The organism is Rhizobium sp. 9140, from assembly GCF_900067135.1.
GTDB lineage: Bacteria > Pseudomonadota > Alphaproteobacteria > Rhizobiales > Rhizobiaceae > Ferranicluibacter.
In genome coordinates this window covers 474403-492409 of the sequence record NZ_FJUR01000001.1, presented here as the reverse complement: position 1 = coordinate 492409, position 18007 = coordinate 474403, and the positions used below count along the sequence as shown (strand labels likewise).

The window sequence follows — 18007 nt, the reverse complement described above, 5'->3', positions numbered from 1 at the left end:
CGCCCGTCGTCACGCGGTCAGTCGCGCGCGAGAATGATCAGCTTGTCCCCCGCCTCGTACTGCACCGCCTCACCCTTGGCGGGATTGACCACCACACCGCCAAGGCCCCTCGCGTCTCGAACGGCGGCACCAGCCTTGCTGTAGCCGAGCGCCACTTCGCCGCGCATCAGGGCTGCCAGCGTGATTGTGTAGAAGTTCACCGGGCGGTCGATCGCGATGTAGTCGGTGACGGCGCGCATATAGATTTCCGAGCCGTCCTCGTCGAGAAGCTCGTCGAAGATATCGGCCATCAGCTCGTTTTCCGAGGCCTGCGCCAGCATGAGGCTGACGAGCTTGTTGCTGACGACGAAGTCGTCGGCGCGGGTGACAGCGGCAAGATCGCGGTTGCGCACGTCGATCATCTCGCTGACGATGCCGATATGCGTGTTTGCGGCCTCGGCGATCTTGCGCAGCTGCAGCAGCGTCACGAGCGTCGCCGTATCGGCCGGCTGCGCGGCCAGATGGTCGCTGTAGCCCAGAACCAGCACGTGATCGAAGGAAGGCACATCGAGCGCATCGAGGGCTGCGCGGTTGCTGGTATCGATCACGCGGCACTCGACCGACAGGTTCTCCTTCAGATACGGCATGGCCGCCACCTCATCGAGAAGTTCCGGCGTGTCGGCGGCAATCATGAGGCGGGACCCGGGCGGGACGTAGCGCGACAGCTCCTGGGTGATGATGGGTCCCCTGCGATTCCAGCCGAGCAGAAGCGTGGTTTCCGCCCGGCGCGTGACCGGAGGCCGCGGGCGGATGACGTCGCGATCGACGGTGAAGTCGCCCGTGCGCAGGCGGATCGTGTCGTCGTCCTCGGCAATCAGAATGGCCCGTTCGCCCGCGGCGATCACATGGTCCCGCGCCGGGTTCAGATGCACCTTCCCGTCCGTGGTGCCGATGCCGATCAGTGTGGAGGTATCGTAGGCCATGACGGCGGCGCCGAAGGATTTGCCCACGAGGTCGGGCTGCTCGAGCGCGTAGATTTCCGAACCGTCGAAGTCGAGCAGCTCGGTATAGACGCCGCTGAGGCCCGACTGGCGGCTGGAGCTGACGACGATGCGGGAAATGAGCTCGTCGGCCAGAACCAGCTGCAATTCGCTGCCGCCGACGATGCGCGCAACCTCGGCATTGGCCGCATCGCGGATCTCGGCGGCGATGCGGTAGCGCTCCGGGCGGCGCGAGGGATCGTTCACGAGCGCGAGGATCGTCTTGATGACCTGCGAATCGGCATAGTCGCCCTCCGGCGACAGAAGCACGATGGCGCGGGAGGCCTGGGGATTGACGATGTTGATGTCGTGCAGATCGGTCGGATCGCCGCTGCGGCAGATGATGCGGGTGTTGCCGAGATCGGGGATCTTGTCGGCAATCTCGTCCTCCATCTCCACCTTGTCCTTGCCCGCCATGATGACGATGCGCGGCCGCCGCCGGCTGCGGTTGGCGATGACGAGTTCGGAGATCACGTCGAAGATCGACGGCGACCAGTTGAAGATGATCGTGTGGTCCTTCTCCAGCACGTGGGAACGCCCCTTGCGAAGCTCGTCCAGCTTCTCGTCAAGACCGGAGGAGAGGACGCCGATCAGCGCGGAGAAGACGAAGATGCCGGCAACGGTGACCGCCAGCGAGATGCCGCGGAAGCTCCAGCCGACATCGCCGCCCATGGCGCCAGCATCCATCGTGCGCATCAGCGATTCCCACGCGCCCTCGATGAAGGAGACGGGCTCGCCGCCATCCTGCGCGATGCCGCTGACGGCCAGCAACAGCCCGGCAAGCACGATGACGATCAGCGAGATGACCGCCAGCCAGCCGATCAGCGCGATCGGCCCGGCCGCCATGCTCTTGTCGAATTGATAGCGCGCGCGGTCCCGCCACGTGATCGGTCGTGTCATGATGTCCCCCCAGGTCCGCCGGATGACGGACGTCTCCGGCGTCTCAAACTTTCAACCGGTTGGCAAGCGAAGCATGAGCGAATCGTTCAATACCGTAAAGATAGCCGCGCTGCGGAGCGTCGGTTGCGCCCGGGCGAAACTTGCAGTCGCTCTTGGAAACTGCTATTCGAGACGCCATGGAATCCAAGTTCGGATGTCGCGCGCAGAATGTCGTCGTGCTGCAGGATCACAAGCGCCTGCCGGCACGCTTTTACGCGCGTGTTTCCGGGGCGCTCAACAGCCGACTTCGATAGATCCTTCGGGGGCGCCCGCCCCGGCTTTTGAAGCCTGATCTCTACCGGCAGACCAGCCGGCTTTTTCCGATTTCTTCTTTCCAATGGATGACACGCCATGAGCGCACCACGGACCCTCTACGACAAGATCTGGGACGACCACGTCGTCGATCAGCAGGATGACGGCACCTGTCTTCTCTATATCGATCGCCACCTCGTCCATGAAGTGACGAGCCCGCAGGCGTTCGAAGGCCTGCGTCTGACGAACCGTCAGGTGCGCGCTCCGCAGAAGACGCTCGCCGTCGTCGATCACAACGTTCCGACCTCGCCGGATCGCCATCTCGGCATCAAGAACGAGGAAAGCCGCATCCAGGTGGAAGCGCTGGCCCAGAACGCCGCCGACTTCGGCGTCGAATACTATTCGGCCTCCGACAAGCGACAGGGCATCGTCCACATCGTCGGGCCGGAACAGGGCTTCACCCTGCCGGGCATGACCATCGTCTGCGGCGACAGCCACACGTCGACGCACGGCGCCTTCGGCGCGCTGGCGCACGGCATCGGCACGTCCGAGGTCGAGCATGTGCTCGCCACCCAGACGCTGATCCAGAAGAAGGCGAAGAACATGCTGGTGCGCGTCGACGGGCAGCTGCCCGAAGGCGTGACGGCGAAGGACATCATCCTCGCCATCATCGGCGAAATCGGCACGGCCGGCGGCACGGGCCACGTCATCGAGTTTGCGGGCGAAGCCATCCGCGCGCTGTCGATGGAAGGCCGCATGACCATCTGCAACATGACGATCGAAGGCGGCGCCCGCGCCGGCCTCATCGCGCCGGACGAAAAGACCTTTGAATATATCAAGGGCAAGCCGCGTGCGCCGCAGGGCGAAGCGCTGGAGCAGGCGATTGCCTACTGGAAGACGCTGAATACCGAGGAAGGCGCGCATTTCGACCGCGTCGTCGTGCTGAACGCTGCCGAGCTGCCGCCGATCGTTTCGTGGGGCTCGTCGCCGGAAGACGTCATCTCGGTTCAGGGCGTGGTTCCCAATCCGGACGAGATCCAGGACGAGAACAAGCGCGTCTCCAAGTGGCGGGCGCTCGACTATATGGGCCTGAAGCCGGGGACGAAGATCACCGATATCGCGGTCGACCGCGTGTTCATCGGGTCCTGCACCAATGGCCGTATCGAGGACCTGCGCGAAGTCGCCAAGGTCGTCGAAGGTCGGACGGTGGCACCGACCGTCTCCGCGATGATCGTGCCGGGTTCGGGCCTCGTCAAGGAGCAGGCGGAAGCCGAAGGCCTCGACGTCATCTTCAAGGCGGCCGGTTTCGACTGGCGCGAGCCGGGCTGCTCCATGTGCTTGGCTATGAACGACGACCGGCTGAAGCCCGGAGAGCGTTGCGCCTCGACTTCCAACCGCAACTTCGAAGGCCGTCAGGGCTTCAAGGGCCGCACGCATCTGGTCTCTCCGGCCATGGCGGCGGCTGCTGCGGTCGAAGGTCACTTCGTCGATATCCGCACCTGGCAGTAAGCCGGGCGTTCATCTGTCCGATCGCAAAGAGCGCCGCTTCCGGTTTTCGGAGGCGGCGCTTGTCTTTGTCCGACACGGGCTCGGGCCGTATGTTTAGGGCATGACTTTCACGGCATGACGTTCAGGGCATCACGGTGAGCGTGAAGCCGTTCTTGCGGAGAAGCTCGACCACGCCTTCCGGTCCCGGCAGATGCAGGGCGCCGACGGCCATGAAAACGCTGCCGGCATCGAGGCTCGGACGGGCGCGGGTGGCCATGACGTGGTTGCGATCGGTGACGATGCGCTGTTCGAAGGCGACCGATTCCTTCTCGGAGTCGCTGCCGTCGACGGTCTCGGACGCGGCCTTCAGCATCGGCATGATGGTGGCGATCCGGCCGTCGAGATACAGTTCTGTCGTCGTTTCCATGGCATCTTCGACGAGGTTGCCGAGTTTCAGCGTATCGACGAGCGCCGAGATATGGAAGGCCATCGGCAGGTCGTTGAGCGCGCGGATCTGCTCGACCATGGTCTCCATACCCTTCAGGGTCTTTCCCTGCGACACCGCATCCTGCGCCAGTTTCTGGTCGAGGAACACGGCACCGCCGGCCTTCCGGCCGAGTTCGCAGGGGGGCAGTGAGACGAAGCTTGCGATCATCCATGGCTTCATGCGGGCGACGGTCGGCAACGGCAGGCCGCGCGCCTTCAGGCCCTCGGTCAGGATCGCCTTCTGGTCTGCATCGAGATAGCTTTCGATCGTGCTGCCATCGGTGAACATGGTCAGGCTCGGGTCCGAGAACAGAGCCACTTGCGCCTTCTTTTCGTCGAGGATCTCGTCCGATTCGACAATGACCGTGGAGGCCGATGCAAAGGCTTCGTGCGCACCCTTCGGCATGGTCAGCACGCGGGGATCGGTGACATGCATCGTTCCCAGCAGATAGGACGCGGGGACGCCCGGCTTTTCGATCTTCCAGAATGTGCCGGTACCGTTCGGCACGAGCGCCGCTTCGGCCTCGACGCGGGCGATCCGATCCGGCGCGGTCTTTTCCCAGCGTTCGAGCAGGTTCACGCCGTTGCAGGCGACCTCTTCGGCATGGGCGCGACCTATACCGAGGAAGGCGACGACGAGGGCTGCGAGAAGAATGACGGGCAGCAGTGCGGCCAGCGAGACGATGTTATCGACAAGGAAGCTGGCATAATACGCGGCAAGGGGTCGTCTTGTAGGGGTCGTCGCGGGCACGGGTCGTCCTTTCCTGGCGGTTCCCGTCACCCTAGCGCTTCAGACCTCACGGCGGATTAAGCTGCATGGTTAATGCCGGTTGCCTGTGGTCTCGTATCAGGCGTTAGGCGCGGGGATGGGCGCGGTCGTAGATGTCGAGCAGGCGTGCGGAATCCACGCCGGTATAGATCTGGGTGCTCGAGAGACTGGCATGGCCGAGCAGTTCCTGAATGGTGCGCAGATCGCCGCCATCGGCCAGCAGGTGGGTGGCGAAGGAGTGCCGCAGGGCATGGGGCGTCGCCGTGTCGGGCAGGCCGAGCGCCCCGCGCAGGCGCTGCATCTCGCGCTGGATGATCGCCGGCTGCAAAACGCCGCCTTTGGCGCCCCGGAAGATCAGGTCATTGCCCTCGGCCGCATAGGGGCAGAGCGCGAGGTAGCGGTGCACGGCATCGAACGCGGGCGCGATCAGCGGCACGATGCGCGTCTTGCCGCCCTTGCCGGTGACGCGGAGCGCGCGCGGCGTGCCTGCAACATCGTCGGCGGTCAGCCCGAGCGCCTCGGAAATGCGCAGGCCGCAGCCGTAGAGCAGCGTCAGCACCGCTTCGTTGCGGGCGGCGATCCACGGCTCCTCGCTCAGCTGCGCATCGCTTGCAACCACAGCCAGGGCATCCGTGTCCGTCAGCGGCTTCGGCAGGGATTTCGGCTGCTTGGGCGAGCGCACCGCGCCGGCGCCGGCCGCATTCACCAGTCCCTTGCGCTCCAGATGGCGCAGGAAGGAGCGCAGGCCGGCAAGGCCGCGCCCGAGCGTGCGGGCGCCCGCGCCATCGCGGCGGCGGGTGGCGAGGAAACCGCGCAGGTCGCCCGGCCGCAGCGCCTTGATGTCCGACAGTTTGGGAGGGCCGGCGAGGTGACCGGTGAGGAAGGCGAGGAACTGGCGCGTATCGCGCTCATAGGCCTCGACCGTCTTGTCCGACAGCCGCCGCTCGTTCGACAGCGACTTCAGCCATGCCTCGCGCTCGGCCATCAGCACGGCATCTCCGATGACCAGAAATTCATTCATGTCGAAGCCCTTGCCTGCCGAGGAAACATCAAGTCTGGGCGCACACCTCTTGCCGAATTGCTAACGTCCTCTTGGAATCCGTCATCGCTCAATCATATTCATTTGCCATAGGTGAGCGAGATGCGGCGGCGGGACGACAATGACACGACATGGCTCGGCAGGCGGTTTCTCTCAGTTCGCGGAAGCGGTGTCGCTCGTCTCCCAGGGGCAGCCCGGACATATCGTGGATACGCTGATTGCGGAGCGGGGACAGCGCATCGTCCACCATCCGCTGTGGCCCGTCATGCGGCCGGCGCTCTACACGCTTCTGAACTACCGAAAGGCGCTGGAATTTGCGAACGGCGTTGCCAATCTTCCGGGTTTCCAGGCTTTCCAGTATCTGAGCGACACGCTGTCGCTCGATATTCGCGTGGCGCATGAGGAGCGTATTCCGCGCGCAGGCGGGTTCCTCCTCGTCAGCAACCACCCGACCGGCATTGCCGATGGCGTCGCGGTGTTCGACCTTTTGAAGGCCCATCGTCCGGACATGATGTTCTTTGCCAACCGGGATGCGATCCGCGTCAATCCGCGATTCGTGGAGATGATCATTCCCGTGGAATGGCGCGACGAGCACAAGAGCAAGCTGAAGGCGCGCGAGACGCTGCAGGTGACGAACCGCGCGATTGCCGAGGGAAAGGCGACCGTGTTGTTTCCCTCGGGCCGCATCGCCTACTGGGCGGATGGCCGTCTGAACGAGCGGCCCTGGAAGACGTCCGTCGTCGGCTTCGCCCGCAAGCACAACCTCGCCATTCTCCCCGTGCACATGCAGGCGCGCAATTCCGGCCTGTTCTACTGGCTGGCCAAATGGTCGACCGAGCTGCGCGACATGACCGTGTTCCATGAGCTGCTCAACAAGAAGGGCAACGTCTTCGACATGACCGTCGGCCATCTCATTCCGCCGGACGCGCTGGATGGGGATACGGCCGAGGTGACGCGGGCGCTGGAGCGGCATACGGTGACGGCTCTCGCGTGCGATGGCGATGCCGTGTTCCAGCCCGTGCAGGCAGCAAAGACGATTGTCGCGGCACCGACCGCCGCAAGTCGGCTCCCTGTGCCGCTCGGGCTCTGAAGACGCGCATCGAATCGCCGCCTCTTTTCTTTCTGCGCCCGGGGGAGCAATGTCCGCCGCGATGACGGGCGATTCGATTGATCTGTTCGGGGACAAGGCCTCCCCGGAGATGCCGGGCAGGGTCGTGCCGGTTCTGGTGCCCATGCCTGCGGACAAGGCCTATTCCTATCTGGTGCCGGAGGGCATGGCGGTTCAGCCGGGCTCGATCGTGCAGGTGCCGCTCGGGCCGCGACAGGTCTGGGGTGTCGTCTGGGATGCGACCGACGGGCCGGCCGTCGATCCGAAGAAGCTGAAATCCATCACGCAGGTCTTCGATTGCCCGCCGCTTTCACAGGATATGCGCGCTTTTCTCGACTGGGTGGCCGCCTATACGCTGTCGCCACCGGGGCTCGTCGCGCGCATGGCGCTGCGCGTCCCCGCCGCTTTCGATCCCGAGCCGATGGTCGAGGGGCTGCGGCTGACCGACCGGCGCCCGGACCGGATGACGCCGGCGCGGACGCGCGTGGTGGAAACGGCGTCCGATGGCGTGTTCTGGACGCGCTCGGGCCTCGCTCATGCCGCCGGCGTCTCGACCAGCGTGGTGGAGGGCCTGCGATCCCAGGGCGTGTTCGAGACCGCCTTCATGCCGCCGCCGCCCGTAGTGGCCGCGCCCGATGCGGACTATGCCGTGACCGAGCTGGAAGAGATCCAGCGCGAGGCTGCGGATACGCTGATCGCGTCGGCTTCGCAGAAGACATTCTCCGTGTCGCTGATCGACGGCGTCACCGGCTCCGGAAAGACGGAGGTCTATTTCGAGGCCATAGCCGAAACCTTGCGGCAGGGCCGGCAGGTGCTGATCCTTCTGCCGGAAATCGCCCTGACGGCTGCCTTTCTCGATCGGTTCGAGACGCGCTTCGGCGCAAAGCCTGCGGAATGGCATTCGGATCTTGCGCCCCGTACCCGCGAAAAAGTCTGGCGGCAGGTGACCGAAGGCGGCGTGCGGGTGGTGGCCGGCGCGCGTTCGGCGCTGTTCCTGCCGTTCGAGGATCTCGGCCTTATCATCATCGATGAAGAGCACGATCCCGCCTACAAGCAGGAAGATCGCGTGTTCTACAATGCGCGCGACATGGCGGTCGTGCGGGCAAGGCTCGGCGATTTCCCCGTCGTGCTCGTTTCGGCGACGCCATCGGTGGAAAGCCGGGTCAATGGCGAGGTCGGGCGCTATCGACCGATCCATCTGCGCACCCGCTTCGGCGCGGCCGCCATGCCGGATCTCGGCCTGATCGACATGCGCCGGCATCCGCCGGAGCGCGGCGGCTTTCTGTCGCCGGTGCTGCTCTCTGCCATCGGCAAGGCGGTGGAGAAGGGCGAACAGGCGCTGCTGTTCCTCAACCGGCGAGGCTATGCACCGCTGACGCTCTGCCGCGTCTGCGGACATCGCTTCCAGTGTCCCAATTGTTCCAGCTGGCTCGTGGAGCACCGGTTTCGCAACCAGATCCAGTGCCATCATTGCGGCTATGCCGAGCGCACGCCGGAGGCATGTCCCGAATGCGGCACGTTCGATCATCTCGTCGCCTGCGGGCCGGGCGTCGAGCGGATCGCCGAGGAGGTTGACCGGCATTTTCCACAAGCCCGCACCATCGTGCTGTCCTCCGACCTGATGGGCGTGAAACGCCTGCGGCTGGAGCTCGAGGCCATCGCCAAGGGCGAGGCCGATATCGTCGTCGGCACGCAGCTGGTCGCGAAGGGCCATAATTTCCCGATGATGACCTGCGTCGGCATCGTGGATGCGGATATCGGGCTGGCCAATGGCGATCCGCGGGCCGCCGAACGGACGTTTCAGCTTTTGAGCCAGGTCACGGGCCGCGCCGGACGAACGGGCCTGAAGAGCCGCGGCCTGTTGCAAACCTACCAGCCGCAGCATCCGGTGATGCAGGCGATCGTCTCCGGCGATGCCGAGGCGTTCTACGAGCGCGAGATCGGCGAGCGCGAGCGGGCGGTGCTGCCGCCGTTCGGGCGTCTCGCCTCCGTCATCGTTTCAGCCGATAGCCGCGCAGACGCCGAATCGCATGCGCGTGGCCTGCGACAGGCAGCACCGCAGGTCTCGGGCATTGCGGTGCTCGGCCCTGCCGAAGCGGCGCTGGCCGTGGTTCGCGGTCGCCATCGTTTCCGGCTGCTCGTTCACGGCCGGCGCAACAGCGACATGCAGGCCTTCATGCGAGCGATGATCGCGGCGGGACCCAAGGTGCGGGGCTCGGTGGCGGTCCAACTTGATATCGATCCGCAAAGTTTCCTCTGACCGTCGGCTGCGCGCGATTCCCTTCCGCACGGACTTGCTCTAAATCTGCGCAGACCGGCGCGACGCCGGACGATGACGATGACAGGCGCATGGGATCGCGGCGATGGATCTGTATATACCGACCGAGACCGGCGAGTTCCTCGCCTTCCTCAGCGCCGTGGCGACCTGCGTCATGAGCCTCTTTTTCCTGTTTGCGCCGCGCCTCGCGTTCCGGGTCATGGGCCTCTCGCTCCGGGATGGCCGGCGCGGCGGCTATGCCGAAGCGCGCTCGACACTCGGCGGCTTTCCGCTCGGCCTCGGCTTGGCCGCGATCGTGCTGGCCCAGCCGATGGTCTATCTCGCGCTCGGCTCGGCCTTCGCACTCGCGGCCTTCGGGCGCATCCTGTCAATGCTCTCGGATCAAGGTAACACGCTCGTGAACTGGCTGTTTGTTCTCGTGCAAATGGTGCTGGCCATCCTGCCATTGGCCTATGTTTTCGGCTTCCTGTAAGCTGTAAACCCCGCATCACACCTCGCCGAGGCCATCACACTCCCGCTTTTGGGCAGAATTTGGCCCGAGGAACGTGCAATCGCTCCCCTCGCGTGTTGCGAGTCCACTTTTCCTATGCTAGACGAACCCCGACTTCGTGGGGGAGCCGGGCCTGTCAGGCCAGGATGTCCTTGAGGATATAGCAACAAATTCAATGTGTTCGGTTTTCGGGTTCTCTGAAGACCGCTCTTGGATCGCAGCAAGAGAAGCGCGCCCGTGGCAAATACGTCCGACCTCATTTCCGGTGTTGCAGAAAGATACGCGTCGTCGCTTTTCGATCTGGCGCAGGAAGCTGGTTCGATCGAAAGCGTACAGGCCGATCTCGATCGTTTCCAGGCTATGATCGACGATAGCGCCGATCTCAAGCGTCTTATTCTCAGCCCTGTTTTCTCGGCTGACGACCAGTTCAAGGCGATCTCCGCGATCGTCGAAAAGGCCGGTCTCGCCGGTCTCGTCGGCAACTTCCTCAAGGTCGTCGCCCGCAACCGCCGTCTCTTCGCCGTCCCGGGCATCGTCCGGTCGTACCGCGAGACGGCCGCTCGCCATCGTGGCGAAGTTTCTGCCGAGGTCACCTCGGCGCATGCGCTGAGCGATCAGCAGCAGGCTGAATTGAAGGCGGCGCTCAAGGGCGTCACCGGCAAAGAGGTGGCGATCAACGTCACCGTCGATCCGTCTATTCTCGGTGGTTTGATCGTCAAGGTCGGGTCCCGCCAAATTGACACTTCCCTTCGCACAAAGCTCTCGAGCCTTAAGCTTGCACTGAAAGAGGTCGGCTGATGGATATCCGCGCCGCGGAAATTTCCGCAATTCTCAAAGATCAGATCAAAAACTTCGGCCAGGAGGCTGAGGTCTCCGAAGTCGGCCAGGTTCTGTCCGTCGGTGACGGCATCGCCCGCGTTTACGGTCTCGACAACGTCCAGGCGGGCGAAATGGTCGAGTTTCCCGGCGGCGTGCGCGGCATGGCGCTCAACCTCGAAGCCGACAATGTCGGCGTCGTCATCTTCGGCTCGGACCGGGCCATCAAGGAAGGCGACACCGTCAAGCGCACGGGCGCCATCGTGGACGTTCCGGTCGGCCCCGAACTGCTTGGCCGTGTGGTCGACGCTCTCGGTAACCCGATCGACGGCAAAGGCCCGATCAACGCATCGCGCCGCTCGCGTGTCGACGTCAAGGCGCCCGGCATCATTCCGCGCAAGTCGGTGCATGAGCCGATGTCGACCGGCCTCAAGGCTATCGATGCGCTCATCCCGGTCGGCCGTGGCCAGCGCGAGCTTGTCATCGGTGACCGCCAGACCGGCAAGACCGCGATCATTCTCGATGCGATCCTGAACCAGAAGGCCATTCACGACAGCGGCCCGGAAAGCGAAAAGCTTTTCTGCGTCTACGTCGCCATCGGCCAGAAGCGCTCGACGGTTGCGCAGTTCGTCAAGGTGCTCGAAGAGCGCGGCGCCCTGCAGTACTCGATCATCGTTGCCGCTACGGCCTCCGACCCGGCTCCGATGCAGTACCTCGCACCGTTCGCCGGCTGCGCGATGGGCGAATACTTCCGCGACAACGGCATGCACGCGCTGATCGGCTATGACGATCTGTCTAAGCAGGCCGTTTCCTACCGACAAATGTCGCTGCTGCTGCGCCGTCCGCCGGGCCGCGAAGCCTATCCGGGCGACGTCTTCTACCTGCATTCGCGCCTTCTCGAGCGCGCTGCCAAGCTTTCGGACGAAAAGGGCGCCGGTTCGCTGACCGCTCTCCCCGTCATCGAAACGCAGGGCAACGACGTTTCGGCGTTCATTCCGACCAACGTGATCTCGATCACCGACGGCCAGATCTTCCTCGAAACCGACCTGTTCTACCAGGGTATCCGCCCGGCCGTGAACGTCGGCCTCTCGGTCTCGCGCGTCGGCTCCGCCGCACAGGTCAAGGCGATGAAGCAGGTTGCCGGTTCGATCAAGGGCGAGCTTGCGCAGTACCGCGAGATGGCGGCCTTCGCTCAGTTCGGTTCGGACCTCGATGCCTCGACGCAGCGCCTGCTCAATCGCGGCGCTCGCCTGACCGAACTTCTAAAGCAGCCGCAATTCTCGCCGCTGAAGACGGAAGAACAGGTTGCGGTGATCTTTGCCGGCGTCAACGGCTACCTCGACAAGATCCCCGTCAACAAGGTCGGTCCGTTCGAACAGGGCCTGCTGTCCTACATGCGCTCCGAAGGTAAGGGCGTGCTCGACACGATCCGCACCGAAAAGGCCATTTCGGACGACACCAAGGGCAAGCTGAAGGCGTCCATCGACGCATTCGCAAAGACCTTCTCCTGATCGCCTGCTTAAAGACGCACCCGCAGACGCTACCTAGGACGGATACTGGATGCCTTCTCTCAAGGATCTGAAGAACCGGATCGCCTCCGTCAAGGCGACGCAGAAGATCACCAAGGCGATGAAAATGGTCGCCGCGGCGAAGCTTCGGCGTGCGCAGGAGGCGGCCGAGGCCGCACGGCCCTATTCGCAGCGGATGAGCATCGTCCTGTCGAACATCGCCCAGGCGGTCGGCACGGACGATAGTGCGCCGCTTCTGATGACGGGCACCGGCCGCGACAAGACGCATCTCCTCGTGGTCTGCACGGCGGAACGCGGTCTTTGCGGTGGCTTCAACAGCCAGATCGCGCGTTTTGCGCGCGATCATATCCGCAAGCTGCTGGCCGAAGGCAAGACCGTCAAGATCATCTGCGTCGGCAAGAAGGGCTATGATATCCTTCGCCGCGAGTTTGCTTCGCTGATCATCGACCGCGTGGATCTGCGCGAAGTCAAGAAGATCGGCTTCGAGAATGCCGACCAGATCGGCAAGAAGATCATCGGCCTGTTCGACAAGGGCGAGTTCGACGTCTGCACCCTGTTCTACTCCGAGTTCAAGTCGGTGATCAGCCAGGTTCCGACGGCGCTGCAGCTCATCCCGGCCGCCGTTCCCGCAGCAGCATCGACTGACACCGGTTCTGCCGCCATCTACGAATACGAGCCGGATGCGGGCGAGATCCTGAGCGACCTCATTCCGCGCAATATTTCGGTCCAGGTGTTCCGGGCGCTGCTCGAGAACGTCGCGGGCGAAATGGGCGCGAAGATGAGCGCGATGGATAATGCCACGCGCAATGCCGGTGAGATGATCAACAAGCTGACGCTGAGCTACAACCGCCAGCGCCAGGCTCAGATCACCAAGGAACTCATCGAGATCATTTCGGGCGCGGAAGCGCTCTAAGGTTAGGACAAGAGGGTAAGAACATGGCTGATACAGCGACCCCGAACTACATCGCAGCGACGACCGCTGCCGTCGGCCGCGTCACGCAGGTTATCGGCGCTGTCGTCGACGTTGCTTTCGAAGAAGGCCAGCTGCCGTCGATCCTGAACGCGCTCGAAACCGACAATAACGGTTCGCGCCTGGTTCTTGAAGTGGCCCAGCACCTCGGCGAAAACGCCGTTCGCACCATCGCGATGGACTCGACCGAAGGTCTCGTCCGCGGTCAGAAGGTAACGGACACCGGCGCCCCGATCACGGTTCCCGTTGGCCTGGAAACGCTCGGCCGCATCATGAACGTCATCGGTGAGCCCGTTGACGAAGCAGGTCCGCTGATCACGTCCGGCAAGCGCTCCATCCACCAGGAAGCGCCGTCCTACGTCGAACAGTCGACGGAAGCACAGATCCTCGTCACCGGCATCAAGGTCGTCGATCTGCTTGCCCCCTACGCACGCGGCGGCAAGATCGGCCTCTTCGGCGGCGCCGGCGTCGGCAAGACGGTTCTGATCATGGAACTGATCAACAACGTTGCCAAGGCGCATGGCGGTTACTCGGTGTTTGCCGGCGTGGGCGAGCGCACGCGCGAAGGCAACGATCTCTATCACGAAATGATCGAGTCGGGCGTGAACAAGCATGGCGGCGGCGAAGGCTCCAAGGCTGCTCTCGTCTATGGCCAGATGAACGAACCGCCGGGCGCCCGCGCTCGCGTCGCTCTGACGGGCCTGACGATCGCCGAACAGTTCCGCGACGAAGGCCAGGACGTTCTGTTCTTCGTGGACAACATCTTCCGCTTCACGCAGGCTGGTTCCGAAGTTTCGGCTCTGCTTGGCCGTATCCCGTCGGCCGTTGGCTATCAGCCGACGCTGGCAACGGACATGGGCCAGATGCAGGAGCGCATCACGACCACGACCAAGGGATCGATCACCTCCGTTCAGGCCATTTACGTTCCCGCCGACGACTTGACCGACCCGGCGCCTGCGACCTCGTTCGCTCACCTCGACGCAACGACGGTTCTGTCGCGTTCGATCGCCGAGAAGGGCATCTACCCCGCTGTGGATCCGCTCGACTCGACGTCGCGCATGCTGGACCCGATGGTTGTCGGCGAAGAGCATTACGAAGTTGCTCGTAAAGTGCAGACGACTTTGCAGCGCTACAAGTCGCTTCAGGACATCATCGCCATTCTGGGCATGGACGAACTGTCGGAAGACGACAAGCTGTCGGTCGCCCGCGCCCGCAAGATCGAACGCTTCCTGTCGCAGCCGTTCTTCGTCGCCGAAGTCTTCACCGGTTCGCCGGGCAAGCTGGTTGCGCTCGAAGACACGATCAAGGGCTTCAAGGGCCTCGTGAATGGCGAATACGACCATCTCCCGGAAGCCGCCTTCTACATGGTCGGTTCGATGGAAGAGGCCGTCGAGAAAGCCAAGCGTCTGGCTGCTGAAGCCGCTTAATCGAAGCCAATAGCAAATAGGGAGTGGCGAATAGGGATAGGTGAATATTTGCGGGACGGTTTCCTCAACCTGTTCGCTATTCGCTATTCGCTGAATTGATATGGCTGATTTCAAACTCGAGCTCGTTTCCCCGGAGCGTCTGCTGCTTTCCGAGCAGATCAGCGAAGTGGTTATTCCGGCAACGGACGGCGAGATGACCGTCATGGCCAACCACGCTCCGACCATGACGACGATCAAGCCGGGCGTCATTACCGTGAAAACGGTGAGCGGCGAGACGAACCGCTATGTCGTGTTCGGCGGCTTTGCCGACATCCTGCCGACCGGCTGCACCGTTCTCGCAGAATCGGCCGTGCCGGTCAGCGAATTCGATGTCGCTTTGGTCGAGCGGCGGATCGAGGCGGCCCGTGCCGAACTCGACCAACCGCATCATGGCGACGAGCACCGTACGAAGATCGAGAATTTCCTCTCCGAGCTCACGCAGCTCAACGAGACGGTCTCGGGCTGACCGAGATGACGAAAACCGGCTTCGGCCGGTTTTTTTATGTTCGCCTTACGGCCGCCGGGAATATGCATATGTTACGCCGTCTGTCACCTAGACCGACGGACGATGGACATCCGCTTTAACAGCAATTTATAGCTCCGTCGGCGCTCGTCGAACGCGCTCGAGCGGGCGGGTATTAGCAACGGGTCGCGACAATGCTTGCACGCGAGCTCAATGCCGCGGAGGCAGGGAAGGACATGGTGGTGGCTGCAAAGATCGTTCCGGTGATCATGGCCGGCGGCAAGGGAACGCGGCTGTGGCCGCTGTCCCGCTCGACCGCGCCCAAGCAGTTCCTGCAGTTCCTGAGCGAGCATTCGCTGTTCCAGAAGACGCTGCAGCGCGTCTCGGATCCGAAGATCTACGATGCCGCCGTCATCGTGACCAATGCTGAGTTCCGCTTCATCGTCGCCGAACAGGCGCAGGCCGTCGGCGCGCGTCTGTCCTCGATTCTCCTGGAGCCGGTTGCGCGCAACACGGCGCCAGCACTGGCGGCTGCAGCCTTCGTCGTGGCCCGCGACCATGACGACGACGCCATCATTCAGGTGCTGGCTTCCGACCACGAGATCGATGCGAACAAGACCTACCAGGATTGCATCCGGCTCGCGCGCGATACCGCGGCAGCCGGCATGCTGGTGACCTTCGGCATTACACCGACCGAGCCGGCGACGGGTTACGGCTATATCGAGACGGGTGATGAGCTTGCCGGGGGTGCCCGGACGGTCGCGCGATTCGTCGAGAAGCCGGACCGTGAGAAGGCCGAGGCGCTGCTGGCGACGGGCCGCTATCTCTGGAATTCCGGCATGTTCATGCTGCCGATCCGCCATTTTCTCGCCGATCTCGCAAAGTTCGCGCCGGAGGTGCATGCCAGCGCGCTCGCGGCCGTCGAGGCGTCCCGGCGGGATCTGGATTTCGAGCGTCTGGATGCGGCGGCCTTCTCGCAGGCGCCGGATATTTCGGTCGATTACGCGGTGTTCGAACGCACGGCCCATGCGGCTGTCGTTCCCTCGTCTTTCCCCTGGTCGGATCTGGGCAGCTGGGACTCTGTCTGGGCCGTCGGCCAGAAGGACGCGGCGGGCAACGTCGTCGGCCAGAAGGCCAGCGTTTCGGATACCCGTAATTCGCTGGTTCTCTCCCGCGACATTCATGTGTCCGTTCATGGCCTCGATGATATCGCCGTCGTCGCCAGTGAGGATGCAGTCTATGTCGGCCGTCTTGCCGACAGCCAGAACGTCGGCCAGATCGTCAAGGCACTCGCACGCTCGGAGGCGACCCGCAGCCTGACGGAGGTTCATCCGACCTCCTACAAGCCATGGGGCTCGGTCTCCTCGGTGCTCAGCGGCGAGCGGTTCGAGGTCAAGCGATTGTCGATCGCACCCGGGCGCAAGATCTCGCTGCAGAAGCATTTTCACCGCTCGGAGCACTGGGTGGTCGTGAAAGGGACGGCGGAGGTGACGCTGGGCGACGAGACGCGGCTTCTCAACGAGGACGAGTCCATCTATGTGCCGCAGGGCGTGACCCACCGGCTTGCCAATCCGGGCAAGATCCCGCTGGAGCTTATCGAGGTCCAGACGGGGTCCTATCTCTCCGACGACGACACCGTGCGTCTCGATGACGAGTTCGGCCGGCTCTGAGGCCGGCCCTTTTTCTCAGCCGGCAAGCTTTTCGGTGAAGCGGCTTTCGGCGTAATGGCGGCCGAAGCGGTTTGCGAGGAAGGCGTCGAGGGCGATGTCTTCCTGACGGATGAACCCATGGGACGGGAGATCGCCTGCTGCGAGCATATCGAGAACGGCGCAGATGCTTGCAGCCGTCGTGATCTGGATCGCGCTCATCATCCGACCGGCAATAACGCCACTATAAATCTTGTTCGCATAGGTCTCCTGAACGAGCCGCCCGTCGCGGTGGCCGGATACGGTGACGAAGACGATGACGACGTCCTGCGTGGTCGCCGGCAGCGCGTTCTCCAGAATGTCCTTCAGCACCTCGCGGCGGTGGCGCAGGCCGAGATCGTTGAGGAGGGCCTTCATGATCGCGGCATGGCCGGGATAGCGGATCGTGCGGTAGTTCAGCGTCCGCACGCGGCCGGCGAGAGTCTCGCAGAGCGTGCCGAGGCCGCCCGAGGTGTTGAATGCCTCGTAAGTGACGCCGTCGAGCGAGAATTCCTCGCGTTCCTCCAGCGCCGGAACGGCCGTCAGCCGGCCCTCGACGATGGCTTCGCAGGGCTCGATATATTCGTTGATGACGCCGTCCGTGCTCCAGGTCAGGTTGTAGTTGAGCGCGTTCGACGGATATTGCGGCAGGGCGCCGACGCGCATGCGCACGCTGTCGAGCGTGTCGAAGCGGGCCGCAAGATCCTGCGCGACGATGGAGATGAAGCCCGGTGCAAGCCCGCATTGCGGGATGAAGGCGCTCGTCGCCCCCTCCGCCAGCGTCTTGACCTGGCGCGTCGATTCCACGTCTTCTGTGAGATCCAGATAGTGGACACCGCAGCGGGCGGCGGACGCGGCGATATCGACCGTGAGGTGGAAGGGTGCGGCACTGAGGACGGCGAAAGCGCCCGTCAACAGAGCGTCCATCGCGGTGGCATCGGCGATATCGACGGTTTTGACGGACAGCGCGGGATGCGTTCCGAGCCGCGCCAGCTGCTCCTCGCTCCGGTCGGCCACGATGACGGCATAGTCGCCGGAGGTTGCCAGCAGATGTGCGATGGTGGCGCCGATCTTGCCGGCTCCGATAACGATGATGGTCTTCATGCTGTTCCCCTTCTTTGGTTGCGCGAAGAATGCACCGAGCCGCTGTTGTCCAGAAGCTCCGATCCGTGCAAAACAGCGGGGGTATTTCGGCATTTCGCCGATGGGA

The 18007-nt window shown here is 63.7% G+C and carries 14 protein-coding genes; 10 read left to right on the top strand and 4 right to left on the bottom strand.

Features of this window, described 5'->3' with window-relative positions; all coding sequences use genetic code 11:
* Positions 1–17: 17 nt before the first annotated feature.
* Complete coding sequence (locus GA0004734_RS02260) at positions 18–1919, bottom strand: CASTOR/POLLUX-related putative ion channel (RefSeq protein WP_092930826.1); 1902 nt, start codon at positions 1917–1919, stop codon at positions 18–20.
* A gap of 390 nt (positions 1920–2309) precedes the next feature.
* Here GA0004734_RS02260 and leuC point away from each other — a divergent pair, with 390 nt between their 5' ends.
* Positions 2310–3719, top strand: a complete 1410-nt coding sequence (gene leuC, locus GA0004734_RS02250) for a 3-isopropylmalate dehydratase large subunit (RefSeq protein WP_092930822.1) — start codon at positions 2310–2312, stop codon at positions 3717–3719.
* 121 nt (positions 3720–3840) lie between these two features.
* Here leuC and GA0004734_RS02245 read toward each other — a convergent pair whose 3' ends face one another.
* Complete coding sequence (locus GA0004734_RS02245) at positions 3841–4935, bottom strand: TraB/GumN family protein (RefSeq protein WP_092930820.1); 1095 nt, start codon at positions 4933–4935, stop codon at positions 3841–3843.
* A 103-nt stretch (positions 4936–5038) separates the two neighbouring features.
* Positions 5039–5974, bottom strand: a complete 936-nt coding sequence (locus tag GA0004734_RS02240; RefSeq protein ID WP_092930818.1) for a tyrosine recombinase XerC — start codon at positions 5972–5974, stop codon at positions 5039–5041.
* A 139-nt stretch (positions 5975–6113) separates the two neighbouring features.
* On the opposite strand from GA0004734_RS02240, the gene GA0004734_RS02235 reads away from it, so the two are divergent.
* The 9 genes from GA0004734_RS02235 to GA0004734_RS02195 all read left to right on the top strand — a co-directional run bounded on the left by GA0004734_RS02235 (position 6114) and on the right by GA0004734_RS02195 (position 16782).
* On the top strand, positions 6114–7082 hold the full coding sequence (locus tag GA0004734_RS02235; protein ID WP_092930816.1) for a GNAT family N-acetyltransferase: 969 nt from the start codon (positions 6114–6116) through the stop codon (positions 7080–7082).
* Positions 7083–7143: 61 nt separating this feature from the next.
* Positions 7144–9360, top strand: coding sequence for a primosomal protein N' (locus GA0004734_RS02230; protein ID WP_092935790.1), 2217 nt, complete (start codon positions 7144–7146; stop codon positions 9358–9360).
* Between the two features lie 103 nt (positions 9361–9463).
* On the top strand, positions 9464–9850 hold the full coding sequence (locus GA0004734_RS02225; RefSeq protein WP_092930814.1) for an AGROH133_08824 family phage infection protein: 387 nt from the start codon (positions 9464–9466) through the stop codon (positions 9848–9850).
* Positions 9851–10105: 255 nt separating this feature from the next.
* Positions 10106–10666: a F0F1 ATP synthase subunit delta gene (locus GA0004734_RS02220; RefSeq protein WP_175386190.1), complete on the top strand. Its 561-nt coding sequence runs from the start codon at positions 10106–10108 to the stop codon at positions 10664–10666.
* Complete coding sequence (gene atpA / locus GA0004734_RS02215) at positions 10666–12195, top strand: F0F1 ATP synthase subunit alpha (protein ID WP_092930810.1); 1530 nt, start codon at positions 10666–10668, stop codon at positions 12193–12195. Before GA0004734_RS02220 ends, atpA begins: the two co-directional genes overlap by 1 nt.
* A gap of 49 nt (positions 12196–12244) precedes the next feature.
* Positions 12245–13126 carry a F0F1 ATP synthase subunit gamma gene (locus tag GA0004734_RS02210; protein WP_062596308.1) on the top strand — a complete coding sequence of 294 codons (882 nt, stop codon included), beginning with the start codon at positions 12245–12247 and terminating at the stop codon, positions 13124–13126.
* Positions 13127–13149: 23 nt separating this feature from the next.
* Complete coding sequence (gene atpD / locus GA0004734_RS02205) at positions 13150–14610, top strand: F0F1 ATP synthase subunit beta (RefSeq protein ID WP_092930808.1); 1461 nt, start codon at positions 13150–13152, stop codon at positions 14608–14610.
* Between the two features lie 100 nt (positions 14611–14710).
* Positions 14711–15115, top strand: a complete 405-nt coding sequence (locus tag GA0004734_RS02200; protein WP_092930806.1) for a F0F1 ATP synthase subunit epsilon — start codon at positions 14711–14713, stop codon at positions 15113–15115.
* 239 nt (positions 15116–15354) lie between these two features.
* The gene (locus GA0004734_RS02195; RefSeq protein WP_092935788.1) at positions 15355–16782 is read left to right on the top strand and encodes a mannose-1-phosphate guanylyltransferase/mannose-6-phosphate isomerase; all 1428 of its coding nucleotides are present in this window, start codon (positions 15355–15357) and stop codon (positions 16780–16782) included.
* Positions 16783–16797: 15 nt separating this feature from the next.
* On the opposite strand, the gene GA0004734_RS02190 is transcribed toward GA0004734_RS02195, so the two are convergent.
* Complete coding sequence (locus GA0004734_RS02190; RefSeq protein WP_092930804.1) at positions 16798–17901, bottom strand: saccharopine dehydrogenase family protein; 1104 nt, start codon at positions 17899–17901, stop codon at positions 16798–16800.
* Between the last annotated feature and the right edge of the window lie 106 nt (positions 17902–18007).

Bases quoted from the DNA above. Each gene is read 5' to 3' on its own strand.
- atpD (WP_092930808.1), top strand. From the start codon at position 13,150: ATGGCTGATACAGCGACCCCGAACTACATCGCAGCGACGACCGCTGCC.
- GA0004734_RS02190 (WP_092930804.1), bottom strand. From the start codon at position 17,901: ATGAAGACCATCATCGTTATCGGAGCCGGCAAGATCGGCGCCACCATC.
- GA0004734_RS02240 (WP_092930818.1), bottom strand. From the start codon at position 5,974: ATGAATGAATTTCTGGTCATCGGAGATGCCGTGCTGATGGCCGAGCGC.
- GA0004734_RS02200 (WP_092930806.1), top strand. From the start codon at position 14,711: ATGGCTGATTTCAAACTCGAGCTCGTTTCCCCGGAGCGTCTGCTGCTT.
- leuC (WP_092930822.1), top strand. From the start codon at position 2,310: ATGAGCGCACCACGGACCCTCTACGACAAGATCTGGGACGACCACGTC.
- GA0004734_RS02210 (WP_062596308.1), top strand. From the start codon at position 12,245: ATGCCTTCTCTCAAGGATCTGAAGAACCGGATCGCCTCCGTCAAGGCG.
- GA0004734_RS02225 (WP_092930814.1), top strand. From the start codon at position 9,464: ATGGATCTGTATATACCGACCGAGACCGGCGAGTTCCTCGCCTTCCTC.
- atpA (WP_092930810.1), top strand. From the start codon at position 10,666: ATGGATATCCGCGCCGCGGAAATTTCCGCAATTCTCAAAGATCAGATC.
- GA0004734_RS02235 (WP_092930816.1), top strand. From the start codon at position 6,114: ATGACACGACATGGCTCGGCAGGCGGTTTCTCTCAGTTCGCGGAAGCG.
- GA0004734_RS02260 (WP_092930826.1), bottom strand. From the start codon at position 1,919: ATGACACGACCGATCACGTGGCGGGACCGCGCGCGCTATCAATTCGAC.
- GA0004734_RS02230 (WP_092935790.1), top strand. From the start codon at position 7,144: ATGACGGGCGATTCGATTGATCTGTTCGGGGACAAGGCCTCCCCGGAG.